This is a genomic window from Geodermatophilus siccatus, assembly GCF_900103785.1.
In the GTDB taxonomy this organism is placed as follows: domain Bacteria; phylum Actinomycetota; class Actinomycetes; order Mycobacteriales; family Geodermatophilaceae; genus Geodermatophilus; species Geodermatophilus siccatus.
The window spans coordinates 129134-143833 of record NZ_FNHE01000002.1 but is presented as its reverse complement, the minus strand read 5'-3'; the positions used below and the strand labels follow the sequence as shown (position 1 = coordinate 143833).

Annotated in this window: 15 protein-coding genes; 8 read left to right on the top strand and 7 right to left on the bottom strand. The window is 76.4% G+C overall.

Translation table 11 applies throughout. From position 1 onward, the window contains the following. Positions 1 to 90: 90 nt before the first annotated feature. Positions 91 to 897, bottom strand: coding sequence for a thioesterase family protein (locus BLS21_RS03970; RefSeq protein ID WP_091214137.1), 807 nt, complete (start codon positions 895 to 897; stop codon positions 91 to 93). Positions 898 to 1032: 135 nt separating this feature from the next. On the opposite strand from BLS21_RS03970, the gene BLS21_RS03965 reads away from it, so the two are divergent. Then, positions 1033 to 2463 carry an MFS transporter gene (locus BLS21_RS03965; protein WP_091214134.1) on the top strand — a complete coding sequence of 477 codons (1431 nt, stop codon included), beginning with the start codon at positions 1033 to 1035 and terminating at the stop codon, positions 2461 to 2463. A gap of 458 nt (positions 2464 to 2921) precedes the next feature. Beyond that, complete coding sequence (locus tag BLS21_RS03955; protein WP_091215082.1) at positions 2922 to 3308, top strand: hypothetical protein; 387 nt, start codon at positions 2922 to 2924, stop codon at positions 3306 to 3308. 273 nt (positions 3309 to 3581) lie between these two features. Here BLS21_RS03955 and BLS21_RS03950 read toward each other — a convergent pair whose 3' ends face one another. Continuing rightward, entirely contained in the window at positions 3582 to 4007 is a 426-nt protein-coding gene (locus tag BLS21_RS03950; RefSeq protein ID WP_091214132.1) for a cupin domain-containing protein, read from the bottom strand. A 35-nt stretch (positions 4008 to 4042) separates the two neighbouring features. Further along, the gene (locus tag BLS21_RS03945; RefSeq protein WP_091215080.1) at positions 4043 to 4426 is read right to left on the bottom strand and encodes a VOC family protein; all 384 of its coding nucleotides are present in this window, start codon (positions 4424 to 4426) and stop codon (positions 4043 to 4045) included. Between the two features lie 173 nt (positions 4427 to 4599). On the opposite strand from BLS21_RS03945, the gene BLS21_RS03940 reads away from it, so the two are divergent. Beyond that, positions 4600 to 5484 carry a sigma-70 family RNA polymerase sigma factor gene (locus BLS21_RS03940; RefSeq protein WP_245700041.1) on the top strand — a complete coding sequence of 295 codons (885 nt, stop codon included), beginning with the start codon at positions 4600 to 4602 and terminating at the stop codon, positions 5482 to 5484. A 243-nt stretch (positions 5485 to 5727) separates the two neighbouring features. Continuing rightward, complete coding sequence (locus BLS21_RS03935) at positions 5728 to 6756, top strand: NAD(P)-dependent alcohol dehydrogenase (protein WP_175479407.1); 1029 nt, start codon at positions 5728 to 5730, stop codon at positions 6754 to 6756. A 47-nt stretch (positions 6757 to 6803) separates the two neighbouring features. Here the strand turns inward: BLS21_RS03935 and BLS21_RS03930 are convergent, their stop codons facing one another. Continuing rightward, the gene (locus tag BLS21_RS03930; RefSeq protein WP_091214127.1) at positions 6804 to 8465 is read right to left on the bottom strand and encodes a bifunctional 3'-5' exonuclease/DNA polymerase; all 1662 of its coding nucleotides are present in this window, start codon (positions 8463 to 8465) and stop codon (positions 6804 to 6806) included. A gap of 56 nt (positions 8466 to 8521) precedes the next feature. Beyond that, positions 8522 to 9106, bottom strand: coding sequence for a cupin domain-containing protein (locus BLS21_RS03925; protein ID WP_245700040.1), 585 nt, complete (start codon positions 9104 to 9106; stop codon positions 8522 to 8524). A gap of 184 nt (positions 9107 to 9290) precedes the next feature. On the opposite strand from BLS21_RS03925, the gene BLS21_RS03920 reads away from it, so the two are divergent. The 4 genes from BLS21_RS03920 to BLS21_RS03905 all read left to right on the top strand — a co-directional run bounded on the left by BLS21_RS03920 (position 9291) and on the right by BLS21_RS03905 (position 12395). Next, complete coding sequence (locus tag BLS21_RS03920; protein ID WP_091214125.1) at positions 9291 to 9881, top strand: Rv1733c family protein; 591 nt, start codon at positions 9291 to 9293, stop codon at positions 9879 to 9881. 51 nt (positions 9882 to 9932) lie between these two features. Further along, the gene (locus BLS21_RS03915; protein ID WP_091214123.1) at positions 9933 to 11105 is read left to right on the top strand and encodes an acyl-CoA dehydrogenase family protein; all 1173 of its coding nucleotides are present in this window, start codon (positions 9933 to 9935) and stop codon (positions 11103 to 11105) included. Positions 11106 to 11299: 194 nt separating this feature from the next. Next, positions 11300 to 11974 (top strand): cysteine hydrolase family protein, encoded by a 675-nt coding sequence (locus tag BLS21_RS03910; protein ID WP_091214121.1) that lies wholly within the window; start codon positions 11300 to 11302, stop codon positions 11972 to 11974. Positions 11975 to 12014: 40 nt separating this feature from the next. Further along, complete coding sequence (locus BLS21_RS03905; protein WP_139177009.1) at positions 12015 to 12395, top strand: hypothetical protein; 381 nt, start codon at positions 12015 to 12017, stop codon at positions 12393 to 12395. A gap of 16 nt (positions 12396 to 12411) precedes the next feature. On the opposite strand, the gene BLS21_RS03900 is transcribed toward BLS21_RS03905, so the two are convergent. After that, positions 12412 to 13647 carry an MFS transporter gene (locus BLS21_RS03900; RefSeq protein ID WP_091214117.1) on the bottom strand — a complete coding sequence of 412 codons (1236 nt, stop codon included), beginning with the start codon at positions 13645 to 13647 and terminating at the stop codon, positions 12412 to 12414. A 131-nt stretch (positions 13648 to 13778) separates the two neighbouring features. Beyond that, positions 13779 to 14699 (bottom strand): LysR family transcriptional regulator, encoded by a 921-nt coding sequence (locus tag BLS21_RS03895; RefSeq protein WP_091214115.1) that lies wholly within the window; start codon positions 14697 to 14699, stop codon positions 13779 to 13781. Between the last annotated feature and the right edge of the window lies 1 nt (position 14700).

The window sequence follows — 14700 nt, the reverse complement described above, 5'->3', positions numbered from 1 at the left end:
CGAGGAGCGCGAGCCTAGGGCCGGAGGGGACCTGGCCGGGTCAGGAGGGACGCATCGGCCACCGCACCGTCCACGCGCCCGGGGCCCAGGTCAGACCAGGGGTCGCACGGTCAGGAGCTGTTCGGCCCGGCCCACCGGTCCGGTGCGGTCGTGGAGCACGGTCGTGGTGAGGCCGGAGCCGTCCGGGCCGAAGACGACGGTGGTGTCCAGGCCCACCCAGCGGCCCGCGGGCTGCCGGTGCAGGTGGACGGTCAGGTCGACGTTGGGGAACATCCACTCCTCCGGCGACTCCCGCACGGCGATGCCGTTGGCGGTGTCGACCAGGCCGGCGAAGCGGGCCAGCTCGCTGACCGGCTCGTCCGCGACCAGGGCGACCGGGCTGGCGAGCCACACGGTGGCCCGACCCGGCTCGGGTGCGCGCAGCGGGCGGACGTCGAGCGAGGCGATGTAGCCGCCGGGCCACACGCCCGACAGCTCCGCCGACGCCAGCCCGTCCGGCGGGGGCAGCGGGTCGGGAGAGCCGCCGGCCACCGCCGCGGTGTCGTGCCGCGCCAGGCGCCACGCACGGGCACGCAGGACCGGACGCCCGCCGGCGACGGCGACGGCCTCGAGCAGCTCGATGGTGCGCCCGGGGCGCACCACTTCCACCGAGACGTCGACCTCGGCGATCGGGACGACCCCGAGGATGTCGAACGCGATGCGGGCGGTGACCAGTCCGTCGGTCCCGCGCTCGGCCACGAACCGGTCGACCGCGTGCACGAGCAGCCCGTTGAGCGGGCTGATGTGCTGCTCGGTCACCGACCACGCGCCGCCGGTGTGCTCGGTGGCCCGGAACCGGCCGGGGGCGAGACGCTCGAAGTACGCCGGCGGCGCTGCGGGCGGGACGGGCGCGGGCACGGTCGGCTCCCCGGGAGCTGGGTGGCAGGGCCACGCGGACGGCGGTGCCCCGAGGATGCCAACCGGGGACGCGGGCGGTGCACGGTGGGGCGACTCACCGGTTGACCGACGCAACGATCTGGGACCCTGGAGGCCATGACGGTCGCCCGGTCCCCCCGCGCCCTCGTCCCGGTGCTGGTCTTCGTCGGCACGGTCGTCGCCGTCATCAGCAGCCTCGGTGCGCCGCTGGTGCCGGCGATCGCCGAGACCATGCGGACGACGCTGCCGAGCGCCCAGTGGTCGCTGACCGCCACGCTGCTCGTGGGCGCGGTGGCCACGCCGGTCGTCGGGCGGCTCGGCGACGGTCCGCACCGGCGCGGGGTCGTCCTCGCCGTCCTCGCGGTCGTGACGCTCGGCGGCGTGCTGGCCGCCCTGCCGCTGGGGCTGGGGTGGCTGATCGCCGGCCGCGCGCTGCAGGGGGTCGGGCTCGGGCTCACCCCGCTGGCCATGGCCACCGCCCGCGAGGCGCTCGAGGGGCCACGGTCGCGGTCGACCATCGCCGCGCTGTCGGTGACGGTGGTCTCCGGTGTCGGGCTCGGCTACCCCCTGGCGGGCCTGGTGGCCGAGCTCGGCGGGGTGCACGCCGCGTTCTGGGCCGGCGCCGGCGTGAGCCTCGCTGCGCTGCTGGCCTGCGCGGCGGTCCTGCCGCCGTCGACGGCGGCCCCGCGGGGGCGGCTGGACGTCGTCGGCGCGCTCCTGCTCGGGGCGGGGGTAGCCGGGCTGCTGTTCGCCCTCGGCCAGGTCGAGGCGTGGGGCTGGGCATCGCCGCTGCTGTGGGCGCTGGCCGCCGGCTCGGCGGTCGCGCTGGGGGCCTGGGTGGTCTGGGAGCGCCGGACGACCTGGCCCCTGGTCGACCTGCGCCTCGCCCGGGGACGCCCGGCGCGCACCGCCCACGCGGCGGCCCTGCTGGTCGGGCTGTCCAACTACCTGCTGCTCACGGCCGTGCCCGTGCTGGCCCAGGCCCCGGCGTCGGACGGCGCGGGCTTCGGCACCTCCATCGTCGTCGCCGGGCTCGTGCTGCTGCCGTTCTCGGCGGCGAGCGTGCTGGGCGGGCGGCTCGCCCGGCTGCTGGCCGACCGCGCGGGCCGGCACGTCGTCCTTCCCGTCGCGGCGGCGGTGCAGGGCGCCGCGTTCGTCCTGTTCGCCCTCCTCCGCACGGACCTCTGGCAGCTCTTCGTCGTCATGGCCGTCGCCGGCCTGGGGGTCGGGGCCTCGTTCGCGGCGTTCCCCGCGCTGGTCGTCTCGGCCGTCCCGCCCTCGGAGACCGGGAGCGCGATGAGCCTCAACCAGGTGCTGCGGTACGTGGGCTTCGCGCTCGGCAGCGCCCTCACCGCCACCGTGCTCGCCGCGGCCACGCCCTCCGGCGCGGGGGCGCCGGCCGCCGGCGGCTACACGACCCTCGCCGTCGTCGGCGTCGCGGCGTGCGCGACGACGGCGGTCGTCGCCTGGCTGGGGCTGGGGCGCCGCTCGTCCCCGGACCGGCCCGCGGACGCCGCGGCCCGGAGCGGGCAGCTCTCGGCGCGGTAGCCGGACCGGTCAGCGGCGCAGCGCCTCGTCCAGATCGCGGAGCAGCTCCCCCACGCGTCCTCCACCGGGCGGTGCCGCGGGACAGCGGCTGAGCACGTCGACGAGGACCGGTGTCGCGCGCCGGCGAGCTCGCTCGATGGAATCGGCACCGACACGTGGATCACCGCCCGCCGCGAGTTCGGCCGCTCTCGCGGCGTGCGCCGCTGCCCCCAGGACGTGCTTCACCTGGTGGGCGTCTCCTGCGCGCTCTCCGCGGCCCGACCGGTGACCTCACGGAGGTCCTGCGTGCTCAGGACGACGTCGCGGGTCCGGCTCGCCACGGGTACCAGCCTCGTCCACCGCACCGGACACCGACACCCGGCTGCTCGGCCGGCACACCGCGGCGGCACGGGCGAGCGCCCGGTCGCCTACCTCCCGGGTAATCGACCGGCGCCCGGACCCGCGGCAGCGTGTCGGCCATGACCACCACCGTTCGTCCCGTTCCCTCGCTGCTGCGGCTGGCGCTGCGCCTGGACGCCGCCGTCACCGCGGCCAACGGCGCCGCCTACCTGCTCGCCGCGCCGCTGCTCGGCGACCTGCTCGGCCTGCCCGCCGGCTGGCTGCGCGGCGTCGGCGTCTTCCTGCTCCTCATCGGAGCCGTCGTCTGCGCGGTCGCCGCCCGGCCCACGCCCCCCGCCGTCGGCACCGTCGTGGCGGCCAACGTGCTGTGGGCGGTCGGCAGCCTCGTCGTCGCCGGGACCGGCGTGGGCGGCCCCACCGCCGTCGGCGCGGCGTGGACCGTGCTGCAGGCCGTCGTCGTCGCCGCCTTCGCCGGGCTGCAGGTCGCCGGCCTGCGCCGGTCCTGAGCCCGGGCCCGGGGCGACCGGAGCGGCTACGGACGCACCTCGGTCGCCCCGGCTGCGGCGCGGTCGTCGTCGGCGCTCGTGTCGGGGATCGGAGGTCCCCGGCGCGCGTGGGCGGCGGTGATCGCGCATGCTCCGCCTCCTGGTCGCGGACCGACGCCAGTGGTCGCTCCCTCCCACGGACGTCGATCGGCGGCACTCGTCGAGGGTCGTCACCGTTGGGGATGACGGGAGCCTGCCGTCCAGCTCGGCGCGGTCGGGTCGTGCCGTGGCACGTCACTCCAGGAGGTCGAGGACCTCCTGCGGGATGGGCGGGCCGAGCGGCACCACCTCCGGAACCGGCTCCAGCGCCCACCGCGGCGGCTCGATCCCGTTCGCCTGTGCGGCGATCCGGGCGAAGTGACGCTCGAAGCCGGCGGGCGTGCACACCAGCAGGTACCGCACCGGGACGTCGCGGCGGTTGGCGAGCGCGTGCGCGATGCCGCGCGGAGCGAAGGCCAGCTGTCCGGCGGTGCGGGCCAGCAGGGCGTCGCCGACGCGGACGACGAGCTCGCCCTCCAGGACGTAGAAGGTCTCGTCGAAGTCATGGCTGTGCAGTGGCGGTCCCGCGCTGCGCGCCGGGACGACGTTCTCGACGACGGACAGGTGGCCGCCGCAGTCCTCACTGCGCAGGAGCACGGTGCTGCGGAGGTCAGGAGGCATGCTCGTCCTCTCGCTGTCGACGGTGGGCGGCGCGGTCAGGCACCGGCGGGCTCGAAGATCTCCACGGGGTTGCCGGAGGGGTCCTCGACCAGGACCTGCCTGCCCCCGGGCCCGCTGAGGACGTCGTTGCGGAAGGCGACGCCGGCCGCGCGCAGCCGGCTCGCCTCGGCGTCGAGGTCGTCGACGACGAGGTGGATGCGGTTCCAGCCGCCTGCCGCCGGCGTGCGACCGTCGGGCATGGGCCGCCGTGCCGTGCTGGCCGGGCCGCTGAGGATCAACCGGAGCGGGCCACGCACCAGCTCGGCGAGGGCGGGCCTGGCGTCGGCTGCCAGGACGAAGCCGAGCCGGCCCGTGTAGAAGGCGACGGCGGCGTCGACGTCGTCGACTAGGTAGCGGACGCTGCCGCGCTCCTCGGGCACGGCCACCTCCACCACCGCGCCACCCCGACGACCCACCGGGCCGGCCTCGCGCCGGGGAGGCGCCTCACGGTCCTGCCTGCGAGCCTGCACGGCGGTCCTCCTCTGCTGGCTGTCACATCGCCGCGGTCGGCGACGTCACACCACTGACGCACCGGGACCGGAGGATGTGACAGGTGAGCGAGGACGCGGTACGAGCGGAGCTGCTGCTGGCCGAGCAGTTCGAGGTGCACCGCGCGCACCTGCGGGCGGTCGCGCAGCGGGTGCTCGGCTCCAGGGACGAGGCGGACGACGCCGTCCAGGAGGCATGGCTGCGCCTGCAGCGCGCCGGGTCCACCGGCGTGGACAACCTCGGCGGCTGGCTGACCACGGTCGTCGGCCGCGTCTGCCTCGACGTGCTGCGCCGCCGAGCCGCGCGCCGCGAGGAGCCGTTGGAGCTGCACGCGTCGGATCCCGGGGGCGGGCCCGAGCCGGAAGGCGAGGCTGTGCTGGCCGACTCCGTCGGTCTCGCGCTCCTCGTCGTGCTCGACACGCTGACGCCGCCCGAGCGGCTCGCCTTCGTGCTGCACGACCTGTTCGCCGTCCCGTTCGACCACGTCGCGGCAGTCCTCGACCGCAGTCCGGCTGCGGCGCGCCAGCTGGCCAGCCGCGCCCGGCGCCGGGTGCAGGGAGCGGCTCCGGGCGCCGCCGGTCCCACGGACGCCGGGCGCCGTCAGCAGGTGGTGCAGGCGTTCCTCGCCGCTGCGCGCGACGGCGACTTCGCGGAACTGCTGGTCGTGCTCGACCCGCACGTCGTCCTCCGCGCGGACGCCGCCGTCCCCGCCCTCGGCGGGCTCGAGCGGCTCAGCGGTCGCGAGGCGGTCGCCCGCGCCTTCCTCGGCAGGGCCCGGGCAGCACGCGCCGCGCTGCTCGACGGCGCCCCCGGCGCTGTGTTCACCCCGGACGGCCGACTGCGCGGAGCGCTGGAGTTCGTCGTCCCGGGTGACCGGATCACCGCCGTCGAGGTCATCTCCGACCCCGCGGTTCTCGCCGCCCTCGACGTCGTGCTGGTCGAGACCTGAGCGCCGGCCGGCTCGCGACGGGTCGGGCTGGACGTGGCTCTCGCCGTGCTGGTGTGTGCCCGTGGAGCCGCAGGTGTGCGGCGCGGAGGTCGAGGATCCAGGCGAGCCCGTCGGCTGCCTCGGCCCGCCTCGCGTCGAGCCCGTTGACCACCGACGGGAACCGGGCTGCCCTGCGACGATCCGTCCATGACGGGTCCGCAGGGCGCTCCCCGAGCCGGAACCGGCGGCCGCACGATGCGGGCCGTGCGGCTCGTCCGCGCCGGCGGGTCGGTCGCGCCGCGGGTCGTCGAGGTGCCCGCGCCCGCGGCGCCGGAGGGCACCCAGGTGCTGGTCCGGGTGGCCGCGTCGAGCGTCAACGGCACCGACCTCGGGCTGCTGCGCGGGGGGCGGCTGTTCCGCGCGCTGAGCGGCGGCCGCGTCGCCCCCGGGTTCGACGTGGCGGGCGAGGTCGTCGCGTGCGGGCCGACCGTGACGGGCTTCGACGTCGGTGACCGGGTGATGGCCCTCATCGGTCACGCCGGTGGCGGGATGGCCGAGCTGGTCCTCCTGCCGCAGCACCGCGTCGCCCGCGGTCCTCGCGCGCTCGACCTCGAGCAGGCGGCCGGTGGCGGGATGGCCGAGCTGGTCCTCCTGCCGCAGCACCGCGTCGCCCGCGCGCCTCGCACGATCGACCTCGAGCAGGCGGCCGGGATACCGCTCGCCGGCCTGACCGCGCTGCAGGCCCTGCACGGCCGGGCCGGCCTGCACGCGCGGGCCGCCCCGCGGGTGCTGGTCGTCGGGGCGGCCGGGGGGATCGGCGGGTACGCCGTGCAGCTCGCCCGGCTCGCCGGCGCCTCCGTCACCGCGGTCGCCGACCCTGCCCGCGCGGACTTCCTCCGCGACCTCGGCGCCGACGTCGTCGTCGACCGGCACGGGGACGACGTCCTCGCCGGCGACCGGCAGTGGGACGTCGTGCTCGACGCGCCCGGCGCGCTGCGGTTCGCCGCGGTGCGCCCCTCGCTGACCCGTGACGGCGTCCTGGTGTCGACCCGGCCGCTGTCCCCCGACACGGTCAGGGGACTGCGCCTGCGCCACGGGCCCCGGGTGACCGCCGTCGCGACCCGGCGGTCACCGGTCGACCTCGCCCACCTCGCCCACCTGGTCGACACGGCCCGTCTGCGCGTCCCGCTCGACCGCGTCGTGGCGCTGGAGGACGTGGCCTCCGCCTTCGAGCACGCGGGCTCCGGGCAGCTCCGCGGCAAGGTGGTGGTCTCACTGGCCGAGCGGCCGTAGCCGCGGGGGGCGCCCCGCCGGGGGCTGGACCGCGGGAGGCCAGGGACTCAGCCGGCGTCGGCCCAGGACGCGACCACCGACACGTCGAGCGGGAAGTCGACGGGGAAGGCACCGAAGAGCAGCCGGCCGGCCGCCGCGGCGGCGCGGCGCACCTCCTCGGCGACCGCGTCGGCGAGGTGGTCGGGCGTGTGGACGACGACCTCGTCGTGCAGGAAGAAGACCAGGTGCGGCCGCTGCTGCAGCGGGCCGGCGCCGCCCAGGCGCCACAGCCGGTTGCGCAGGTCGGCCAGCCAGCACAGGGCCCACTCGGCACCGGTGCCCTGGACGACGAAGTTGCGGGTGAACCGCCCCCAGGCCCGGCGGTGCCGGTCGCGCTCCTCCCGGGAGCCGGCGACCTCGGCCGGCTCGCCCAGCGCGACGGCGCGCTCGGCCCACGCGCCGGTGGGGCGGGGCGAGCCGCGGCCGAGCAGGGTGTGCACGACCTCTCCGCGCTCGCCGGCCCGGGCGGCCTCTTCGACCAGCCCGATGGCCCGCGGGTAGCGGCGGGTCAGCCGGGGCATGATGCGGCCGCTCCCGCCCCGGGTGGCGCCGTACATCGCGCCGAGGATCGCGACCTTGGCCTGGGTCCGCGTCTCGACCGCGCCGCCGGCCACCATGCCCTCGTACAGGTCGGCGGCCCGAGCGGCCTCGGCCATCGCGTCGTCCCCGCTCATGCCGGCGAGCACCCGCGGCTCGAGCTGGGCGACGTCGGCGACGACGAGCCGCCAGCCGTCGTCGGCGACCGCGGCCGGGCGGACCTGGACCGGGACCGAGAGCGCTCCCCCGCCGCTGGAGGCCCACCGCCCGGTGACCACGCCGCCGGGCACGAACCACGACCGGAACCGGCCCTCGCGGACCCACGCGTCCAGCCAGGCCCAGCCGTTGGCGGTCAGCAGCCGGGAGAGCCGCTTGTACTCCAGCAGCGGGCCCACGACGGGGTGGTCGAGCTGCTCGAGCGTCCAGGAGCGGGTGTCCTCCACGGCCAGCCCCGCCGACTGCAGCGCCCGCAGCAGCGCGCCGGGCGAGTCCGGGTTCAGCTCGGGTGCCCGCAGCGCCGCGCGGACCTCCCGGGCCAGCGCCTCCAGCACCGCGGGGCGGGAGCCGTGCGGCGGGCGCGGACCCAGCAGCTCGGTGAGCAGGCGCTCGTGCACGTCGGCCCGCCACGGCAGCCCGGCGTGCGTCATCTCGGCCGCCACCAGCGCCCCGGAGGACTCGGCGGCCAGCAGCAGCGCCAGGCGGGCGGGGTGCGTCGACGCGGCGAGCGCGGCCTGCTGGCGCTCGTGCTCGGCGACCGGGTCCAGGCCGTCGGCCGGGTCCTCGAGCGGGAACAGCGCCGGGTCGGCGGGGGTCACCGGCTGCAGCGCGTCCCAGGCCGCGGTCTCGCCGGCGGTGAGCAGGGCCTGGTCGACGAGGGGCGAGCGCCGCAGCACCGCGTGGGTGAGCCGCAGGTCGGTGCAGCGCTCGACCCGGACGCCGGCGTCCAGCAGCGCCGGGTACCAGCGGGTGGTGTCGTCCCACACCCAGCGGACCGGCACGCGCTCCCGCTCCCGGACGAACCCCGCGAGCGAGCCTGCGGGCAGCCGCGTCTCGCCGACCGTCGTCCCGTCGTCGCCGAGCTCCCGGGCCGCCACCGCACCCTCGGCCCGGCGCTCGAGGACGACCCTGTTCACCCCCGCAGTCTCGCGGCCCGGTGCGACAGGTCGCGGGTGCGCCGAGGGGGCGTCGGTCACCCCTCGTCGGAGAACCGGTAGACCACGTCGTCGACCGAGTCGGTCGCGAACGCGTACACGAACCGGAGCGGCCCCTCGCCGGTGTTGCGGATGCCGTGCTCGGCGTTCCCGGGGACGAACACCGCCGACCCCGCCGTCACCGGGTGCTCGACGCCGTCCAGGACGACCACCCCGCTGCCCTCGACGAGGTGGTACACCTCGGCCTGGCCGTGCCGGTGCAGCCCCAGCCGCCCGCCGGGCGCCACCTCGGTCAGCCCGGTGTACAGCGCGGACGTCGGGGTGCGGTCGGCGCTGAACAGCACCCGGAAGGAGACCTCGCCGCGCACGGGGTCGTCCCAGACCTGGGGCTCCACCTCGTCGCTGTGCCGGACCTGTGGCTGCACGGTCCCCCCTCGCTCGTCGCTCCCCTGGTCCGTGGGAGGGGAGCCGCCGGGCAGCCACACGACCTCGCGGCGACGGCCGACCGAGGCGGCCGCCTCGCGCAACGCCCGGCCGACCGTCTGCTCGGTGGTCGAGGTCGACAGTGCCACCCGGGCGGCCTCGAGGTCTGTGTCGTCGATCTCCACCAGGCGCTTCGTCACGACGGTCACTGTGCACCCGCGGGCCGGTGCGTACGCGTACGGCGCCGGCGGTCACGGCCACCGTCGCCTCGGACGTCGTCGCGGCGCGGCCGTGCTGCCGCAGCCGCTCCGACCCGGGACGCGCACCGGCCGACGGGGCGGGATCCGCTGGCACGATGGAGCCCGGTGCGGAGGAGGCGGTGTCATGACCCTGCCCGGTCCCCTCACCCGCGGCGTCCGCCGGTTCACGCTCGGCTCGGGCCCGCTCAAGCGGACGAGCCACACGGTGGAGTTCGTGTCGCGGGTCGTCGTCCTGCTCGTGGTGCTGCTCTCGGTGCCGGCCGCCCTCGCCGTGGGGACCGCCGTCCGCTCCGACCTGGCGGCCGTGGCCCGGCAGCAGGCCGACGAGCGCACGCAGGTCCCCGCCGTCGTGACCGCCGACGCGGTGGTCCCCGCCGACGCGGCCCCGCGGGTCCGGGTCCCTGTCCCGGCGCGGTGGACCTCCCCCGACGGGACCCCGGTGGAGGGCCAGGTGCTCGCGCGTCCGACCACCCGCGCCGGCGACACCCTGGTGCTGTGGACGACGTCCGACGGGCGGCCGACCGGCGCGCCGATGACGCCGGCCGCGGTGCGGCGGAGCACGCTCGTGCTGGCCGGGCTCGGCTGGGCCGGCACCGTGGTGACCACCGTCCTGCTGCACGCCGCGCTGTGCCGGCTGGTCGCCTCGCGGGCCGACCGGTGGTGGACCCGCGAGTGGGCCCGCGTCGAGCCGACGTGGAGCCGCCGGGTGCCCTGACCGACGGCCGCCCGCGCACTCCACCGACACGCGCCCCCTGGGAGGACGCCCATGCCAGCCGCCGGCACCGACGAGGTCTCCCTCGGCGTCCTGCGCGCCCGCACCCGCGGGTTGTGCGCGGAGTTCCCTGACGCCTACTGGCGCGAGACCGACCGGGACCGCCGCTATCCGCAGGAGTTCGTCGACACCTTGACCGCGGCCGGCCTGCTCTCGGTCCTGATCCCCGCCGAGTACGGCGGCGCGGGCCTCGGCGTGACCGAGGCGTCCGTCGTCATGGAGGAGATCAACCGTTCCGGCGGGCACTCCGCGGCCTGCCACGCGCAGATGTACACGATGGGCGCCCTGCTGCGGCACGGCAGCGACGCGCTCAAGGAGGCCTACCTGCCGCGGATCGCCCAGGGCGAGCTGCGGCTGCAGGCGTTCTCGATCACCGAGTCCGCGGCCGGGTCGGACACCACCGCCATCGCCACCACGGCCACCCGCGACGGCGACGACTTCGTGATCACCGGGCACAAGAACTGGACCAGCCGGATCCAGGAGTCCGACCTCGCCCTCGTGCTGGCCCGCACGAGCGAGCGGGGGGCCGACAGGACGCGCGGGCTGACCCTCTTCCTCGTCGACCTGCGCCGGGTGCGCGCCGAGCAGCCGGAGACCCTCGAGGTCGTGCCGGTGCGCACGATGTTCAACTACGCGACCAACCAGGTCGCGTACCGGGGTGTGCGGGTGCCCGCCGACCACGTCGTCGGCCAGGTCGACGCCGGCTTCCGGTACGTGATCGACGGCTGGAACGCCGAGCGCATCCTGCTCGCCGCCGAGGCGATCGGCGACGGCTACTGGTTCGTCGACCGGGCCGTCGCCTACGCCAACCAGCGGGAGGTGTTCGGCCGCCCGATCGGCGCCAACCAGGGGGTGCAGTTCCCGCTGGCCGACGCCTACATGAGGGTCCGCGCCGCGGACCTGATGCGTTACGAGGCCGCCCGGCTCTTCGACGCCGGCCGGCCGTGCGGAGCCGAGGCGAACATGGCCAAGCACCTCGCCTCCGAGGCCAGCTGGGCCGCGGCCAACACCGCCCTCGACACCCACGGCGGCAACGGGTTCGTCGACGAGTACGACGTCGAGCGCAAGTTCCGCGAGACCCGCATGTACCAGGTCGCCCCGGTCAACAACAACATGGTCAAGGCCTTCGTCGCGACCAAGGTGCTGGGCCTGCCGCGGTCCTACTGACCCGGGGATGCTCCACCCCTGCTTCCTCAGGGAAGCAGGGGTGGAGCATCCCCGGAGGTGCTCGCGCTGCGCCCCCCAACGCGCAGGCGCGGGGCAGGACCGTCCCCCCGGGCACTCAGGAGCTGCCCACCATGCGGGGCAGGGGCGGAGCGCCCGCGGGGACACACCTGGCGGGGCCTTGAGAGGCTGGGGCGATGGGCACGCCCGCGGGGAACGACGCGTTCACCGAACCCCACCTGGAGACCTCCGCGCTCCTCGTGGTCGACACGCAGGTCGACTTCCTCGACGACGGGACCGCAGCGGTGGCCGGCACGTCGGCCGTCCTGCCCGCGCTGACCCGGCTGGTCACCGCCTACCGGGCCGCCGGGCGGCCGGTCGTGCACGTCGTCCGGCTCTACGCCGGGGACGACGTCGACCTCGTCCGCCGGGCCGCCGTCCGGGCGGGCGCGCCGGTCGTGCGGCCGGGGTCGCCAGGCGCCCGGGTGGCCCCCGGTCTGCTGCCGGCGCCCGGGGTCGAGCTCGACAGCGACGCGCTGCTGGCGGGCCGCCTGCAACCCGTGGGCCCGGCCGAGGTCGTGCTGTGGAAGCCGCGGTGGAGCGCGTTCCACCGCACCCCGCTGGACGGCCACCTGCGGCAGCTCGGGGTCGACACCGTGGTCGTGGCCGGCTGCAACTTCCCCAACTGCCCGCGGGCCACCGTGTTCGACGCCAGCGAGCGCGACTACCGCGTGGTCGTCGTCCCGGACGCGACCTCGCAGGTCACGCCCGAACGGCTCGCCGACGCCGAGGCGCTCGGGGTCCGCGCCCTGCCCGCCGCGGAGGTCGCGCGCGGGGTGACGCGGGCGGCAGCGGCCGGCCGGAGCCGCTGACCGCCCCGGCCTGTCGGTGCCGACGGCGAGGATGACGGACGTGGTGGCCTTCTTCCTCCCCCGGGCGAGCGACGACGAGCAGGCCGAGCGGCTGTACGAGGCCCTGGCCGAGTTCGCCGGCTGCGAGCCGGCTCCCCCGGGACGGCGCGTACGCGCGATCGCCTTCGAGCAGGACGGCGCCCGGTGGGTCGCCGAGGTCGGAGCGGAACTGCGTGGCGAGCGGAGGACGCAGCAGCTCCGGCGCGGTGAGCTGATCGAGCGCACCGAGACGCTGACCTCGACCACCCGGGTGCTCGCCGTCTACCCGGGCACCCCCTTCGTGGTCGTGACCGACGCCCAGCCGATCACCGGCACGCCGTCGGAGTGGGCCAACCCGTTTCCCGCGCGGCCGGACGAGGTGACCCTCTTCGACGCGTCGTGAGCCGCGGGCCGGTGGGTCACCGGCGCCCGGTCAGCCGACCTCCGGAACGCACCCCGGCGGCCGTGGCGAGGGACACGGCGCCCACGACGACCAGCGCGGGGCCCAGCCCGCGGACGGCACCGCTGAGCGCCAGGACGACCAGCGGGCAGACGAACTGGCCGAGGAAGAGCGCCGACGTCCACACGCCGGTCCCGCGGCCGCGCTGCTCGAAGGCCAGCGAGCCCAGCGCCCAGGTCAGCAGCGACGGCAGCAGCAGGCCGTTGCCGAAGCCGGTGACGACGGCGGAGACGACGACCAGCGGGACGGTGGCCGCCAGGCCCATGCCGACGATCCCCACCCCGGACACTCCGAAGGCCAGCGGCACGGTGACCGCGGGGCCCAGCCTCGCGAGCCGGCCGAAGAGGAAGGCCCCGATCGCGGTGCCGAGCGAGGCGATCGCGCTGGCGGCGCCGAGGGTGGCCGTCGAGACGACGCCGATGCCGTCGAGCACGAACGAGAGCTGGACGACGAGGACGTAGAAGACCAGCCCACCGAGCAGCGTCACGCCGACGGGTGCGGCCAGCTGCCGCCACGGCAGCGGCGGCAGTTCCGGAGCGTGCGCCCGGGCCTGGGGCGCGGGCTGCCACACGTACCTCGCGGCGAGGAGGGCCAGCGGCAGGCTGACGGCGTAGAGCCAGAACGGCGTCCGCCAGTCCTGCGCCGCGAGTGCGCCACCGAGGCCGAAGAAGAGGGTGGCGGCGACGGTCGTGAAGACGACCTGGAGGCCGAAGTAGCGCTCCCGCTGCGAGCCGTGGAAGTAGTCGGCGAGCAGCGTGGTGCAACAGGTCATGATCGCCGCCTCGGTGAGACCGAGGAGCACCCGGCTGGCCACGATGAGCTGCAGGGACGGCAGCCACAGCGGCGCGGTGCCCACGACGGCGTAGGCGACCAGCGCGCCGACCAGCAGCCGCTTGCGCCCGACCCGGTCGACGATGCGCCCGGCGACCATCGCGGTCAGCCCGATCACCAGGGCGGGTGCGGTCAGCACGACCGGGGTCAGGGTCTCGACGCCGGGGGTGCTCGCGAAGGCGTCCTGGACGCGCGGGAGCACCGGCGCGAGCAACACCGCCCCGAGCACCGCCAGGCAGCTGGAGAACAGGAGGACGAGGGCCTGCGCCCGGCCGGCGGGACGGCCCGTCGCGGGGTCGGGGGCCACCTCCCCGGCGAGGGGCTCGCGGGCGACCCCGGCGGGGTCGAGGACGTGCTCGGACACGGGCTGCTCCGGGGGACGAGCGCCGGTCCGGTGACCGGCATCACTGGCGAGGCAGTGTGTTCGGGCCCCGGCGCATCAGGGAAGGACGGATCCCTGATGACGATCATCAGTGGCGTCGATGGCCGGGGGCGTCACAGCACCGGTTCGGTGGCCTGGTGGGCGGCGCGCCGCACGAGGTCCCGGAAGAACTCGTGCTCGAGGTCGCGGTCGTAGACCGGGTGCCACCACATGGCCTCGACCAGTGGACCGGCGTCGAAGGGCGGGGGCAGCGCCCGGACGCCGGCGCTCAGCGGCAGCAGCTGCACCAGCCGCTCCTGCAGCAGCGCGATCCGGTCGCTGCCGGCCACCAGTCCCGGCACGGTCAGGAAGCTCTCGGTCACCACCTGGACCCGCGGCTCGATGCCGAGCATCCGCATCTGCCGTGCGGCCGGGGTGGACGCCGTGGGCCCGTGGTAGGTCGCCACCCACGGCATCGTCCGCAGCTGCTCGACCGTGAGCGCCTCCCCCACCTCGGCGTTGTCCGCCGAGACCACGAGCACCCACCGGTCCCGGTGCAGGTCGGCGTGCGGCAGGTCGGTGACGAAGCCGTGCGGCAGCACCAGCAGGTCGGTGCTCAGCAGCGTCTGCTGCGCCTGGTCGACCGCGTCGGGGGTGTTGTGGGCCAGCCGCAGCCGGGCCGACGGCGCCTCCTCCGACAGCAGCTGGGCCAGCGTGTCCCCCAGGACGGCGCACCCGTAGTCGCTCACCAGGACGGAGAACTCGCGGGTCGACTCGGCCGGGTCGAACTCCGGCTGCGCGCTGAACACCCGTTCCACGCCGTCGAGCGCCAGGCGCACCCGCGGCCGCAGCTGTGCGGCCAGCGGCGTCAGCCGGTAGGCGTTGCCGACCCGGGACAGCAGCTCGTCCCCGAAGTGCCGGCGCAGCCGGGCCAGGGACGCCGACAGCGCCGGCTGGCTCAGCCCCAGCTGCTGGGCGGCGCGTGTGACGCTGCGCTGCTCGAGCAGCGCGTCCAGGGACACCAGCAGGTTGAGGTCCAGGTTGGCCAGGTTCACA

Bases quoted from the DNA above. Each gene is read 5' to 3' on its own strand.
- BLS21_RS03965 (WP_091214134.1), top strand. From the start codon at position 1,033: ATGACGGTCGCCCGGTCCCCCCGCGCCCTCGTCCCGGTGCTGGTCTTC.
- BLS21_RS03955 (WP_091215082.1), top strand. From the start codon at position 2,922: ATGACCACCACCGTTCGTCCCGTTCCCTCGCTGCTGCGGCTGGCGCTG.
- BLS21_RS03950 (WP_091214132.1), bottom strand. From the start codon at position 4,007: ATGCCTCCTGACCTCCGCAGCACCGTGCTCCTGCGCAGTGAGGACTGC.
- BLS21_RS03920 (WP_091214125.1), top strand. From the start codon at position 9,291: ATGACCCTGCCCGGTCCCCTCACCCGCGGCGTCCGCCGGTTCACGCTC.
- BLS21_RS03915 (WP_091214123.1), top strand. From the start codon at position 9,933: ATGCCAGCCGCCGGCACCGACGAGGTCTCCCTCGGCGTCCTGCGCGCC.
- BLS21_RS03910 (WP_091214121.1), top strand. From the start codon at position 11,300: ATGGGCACGCCCGCGGGGAACGACGCGTTCACCGAACCCCACCTGGAG.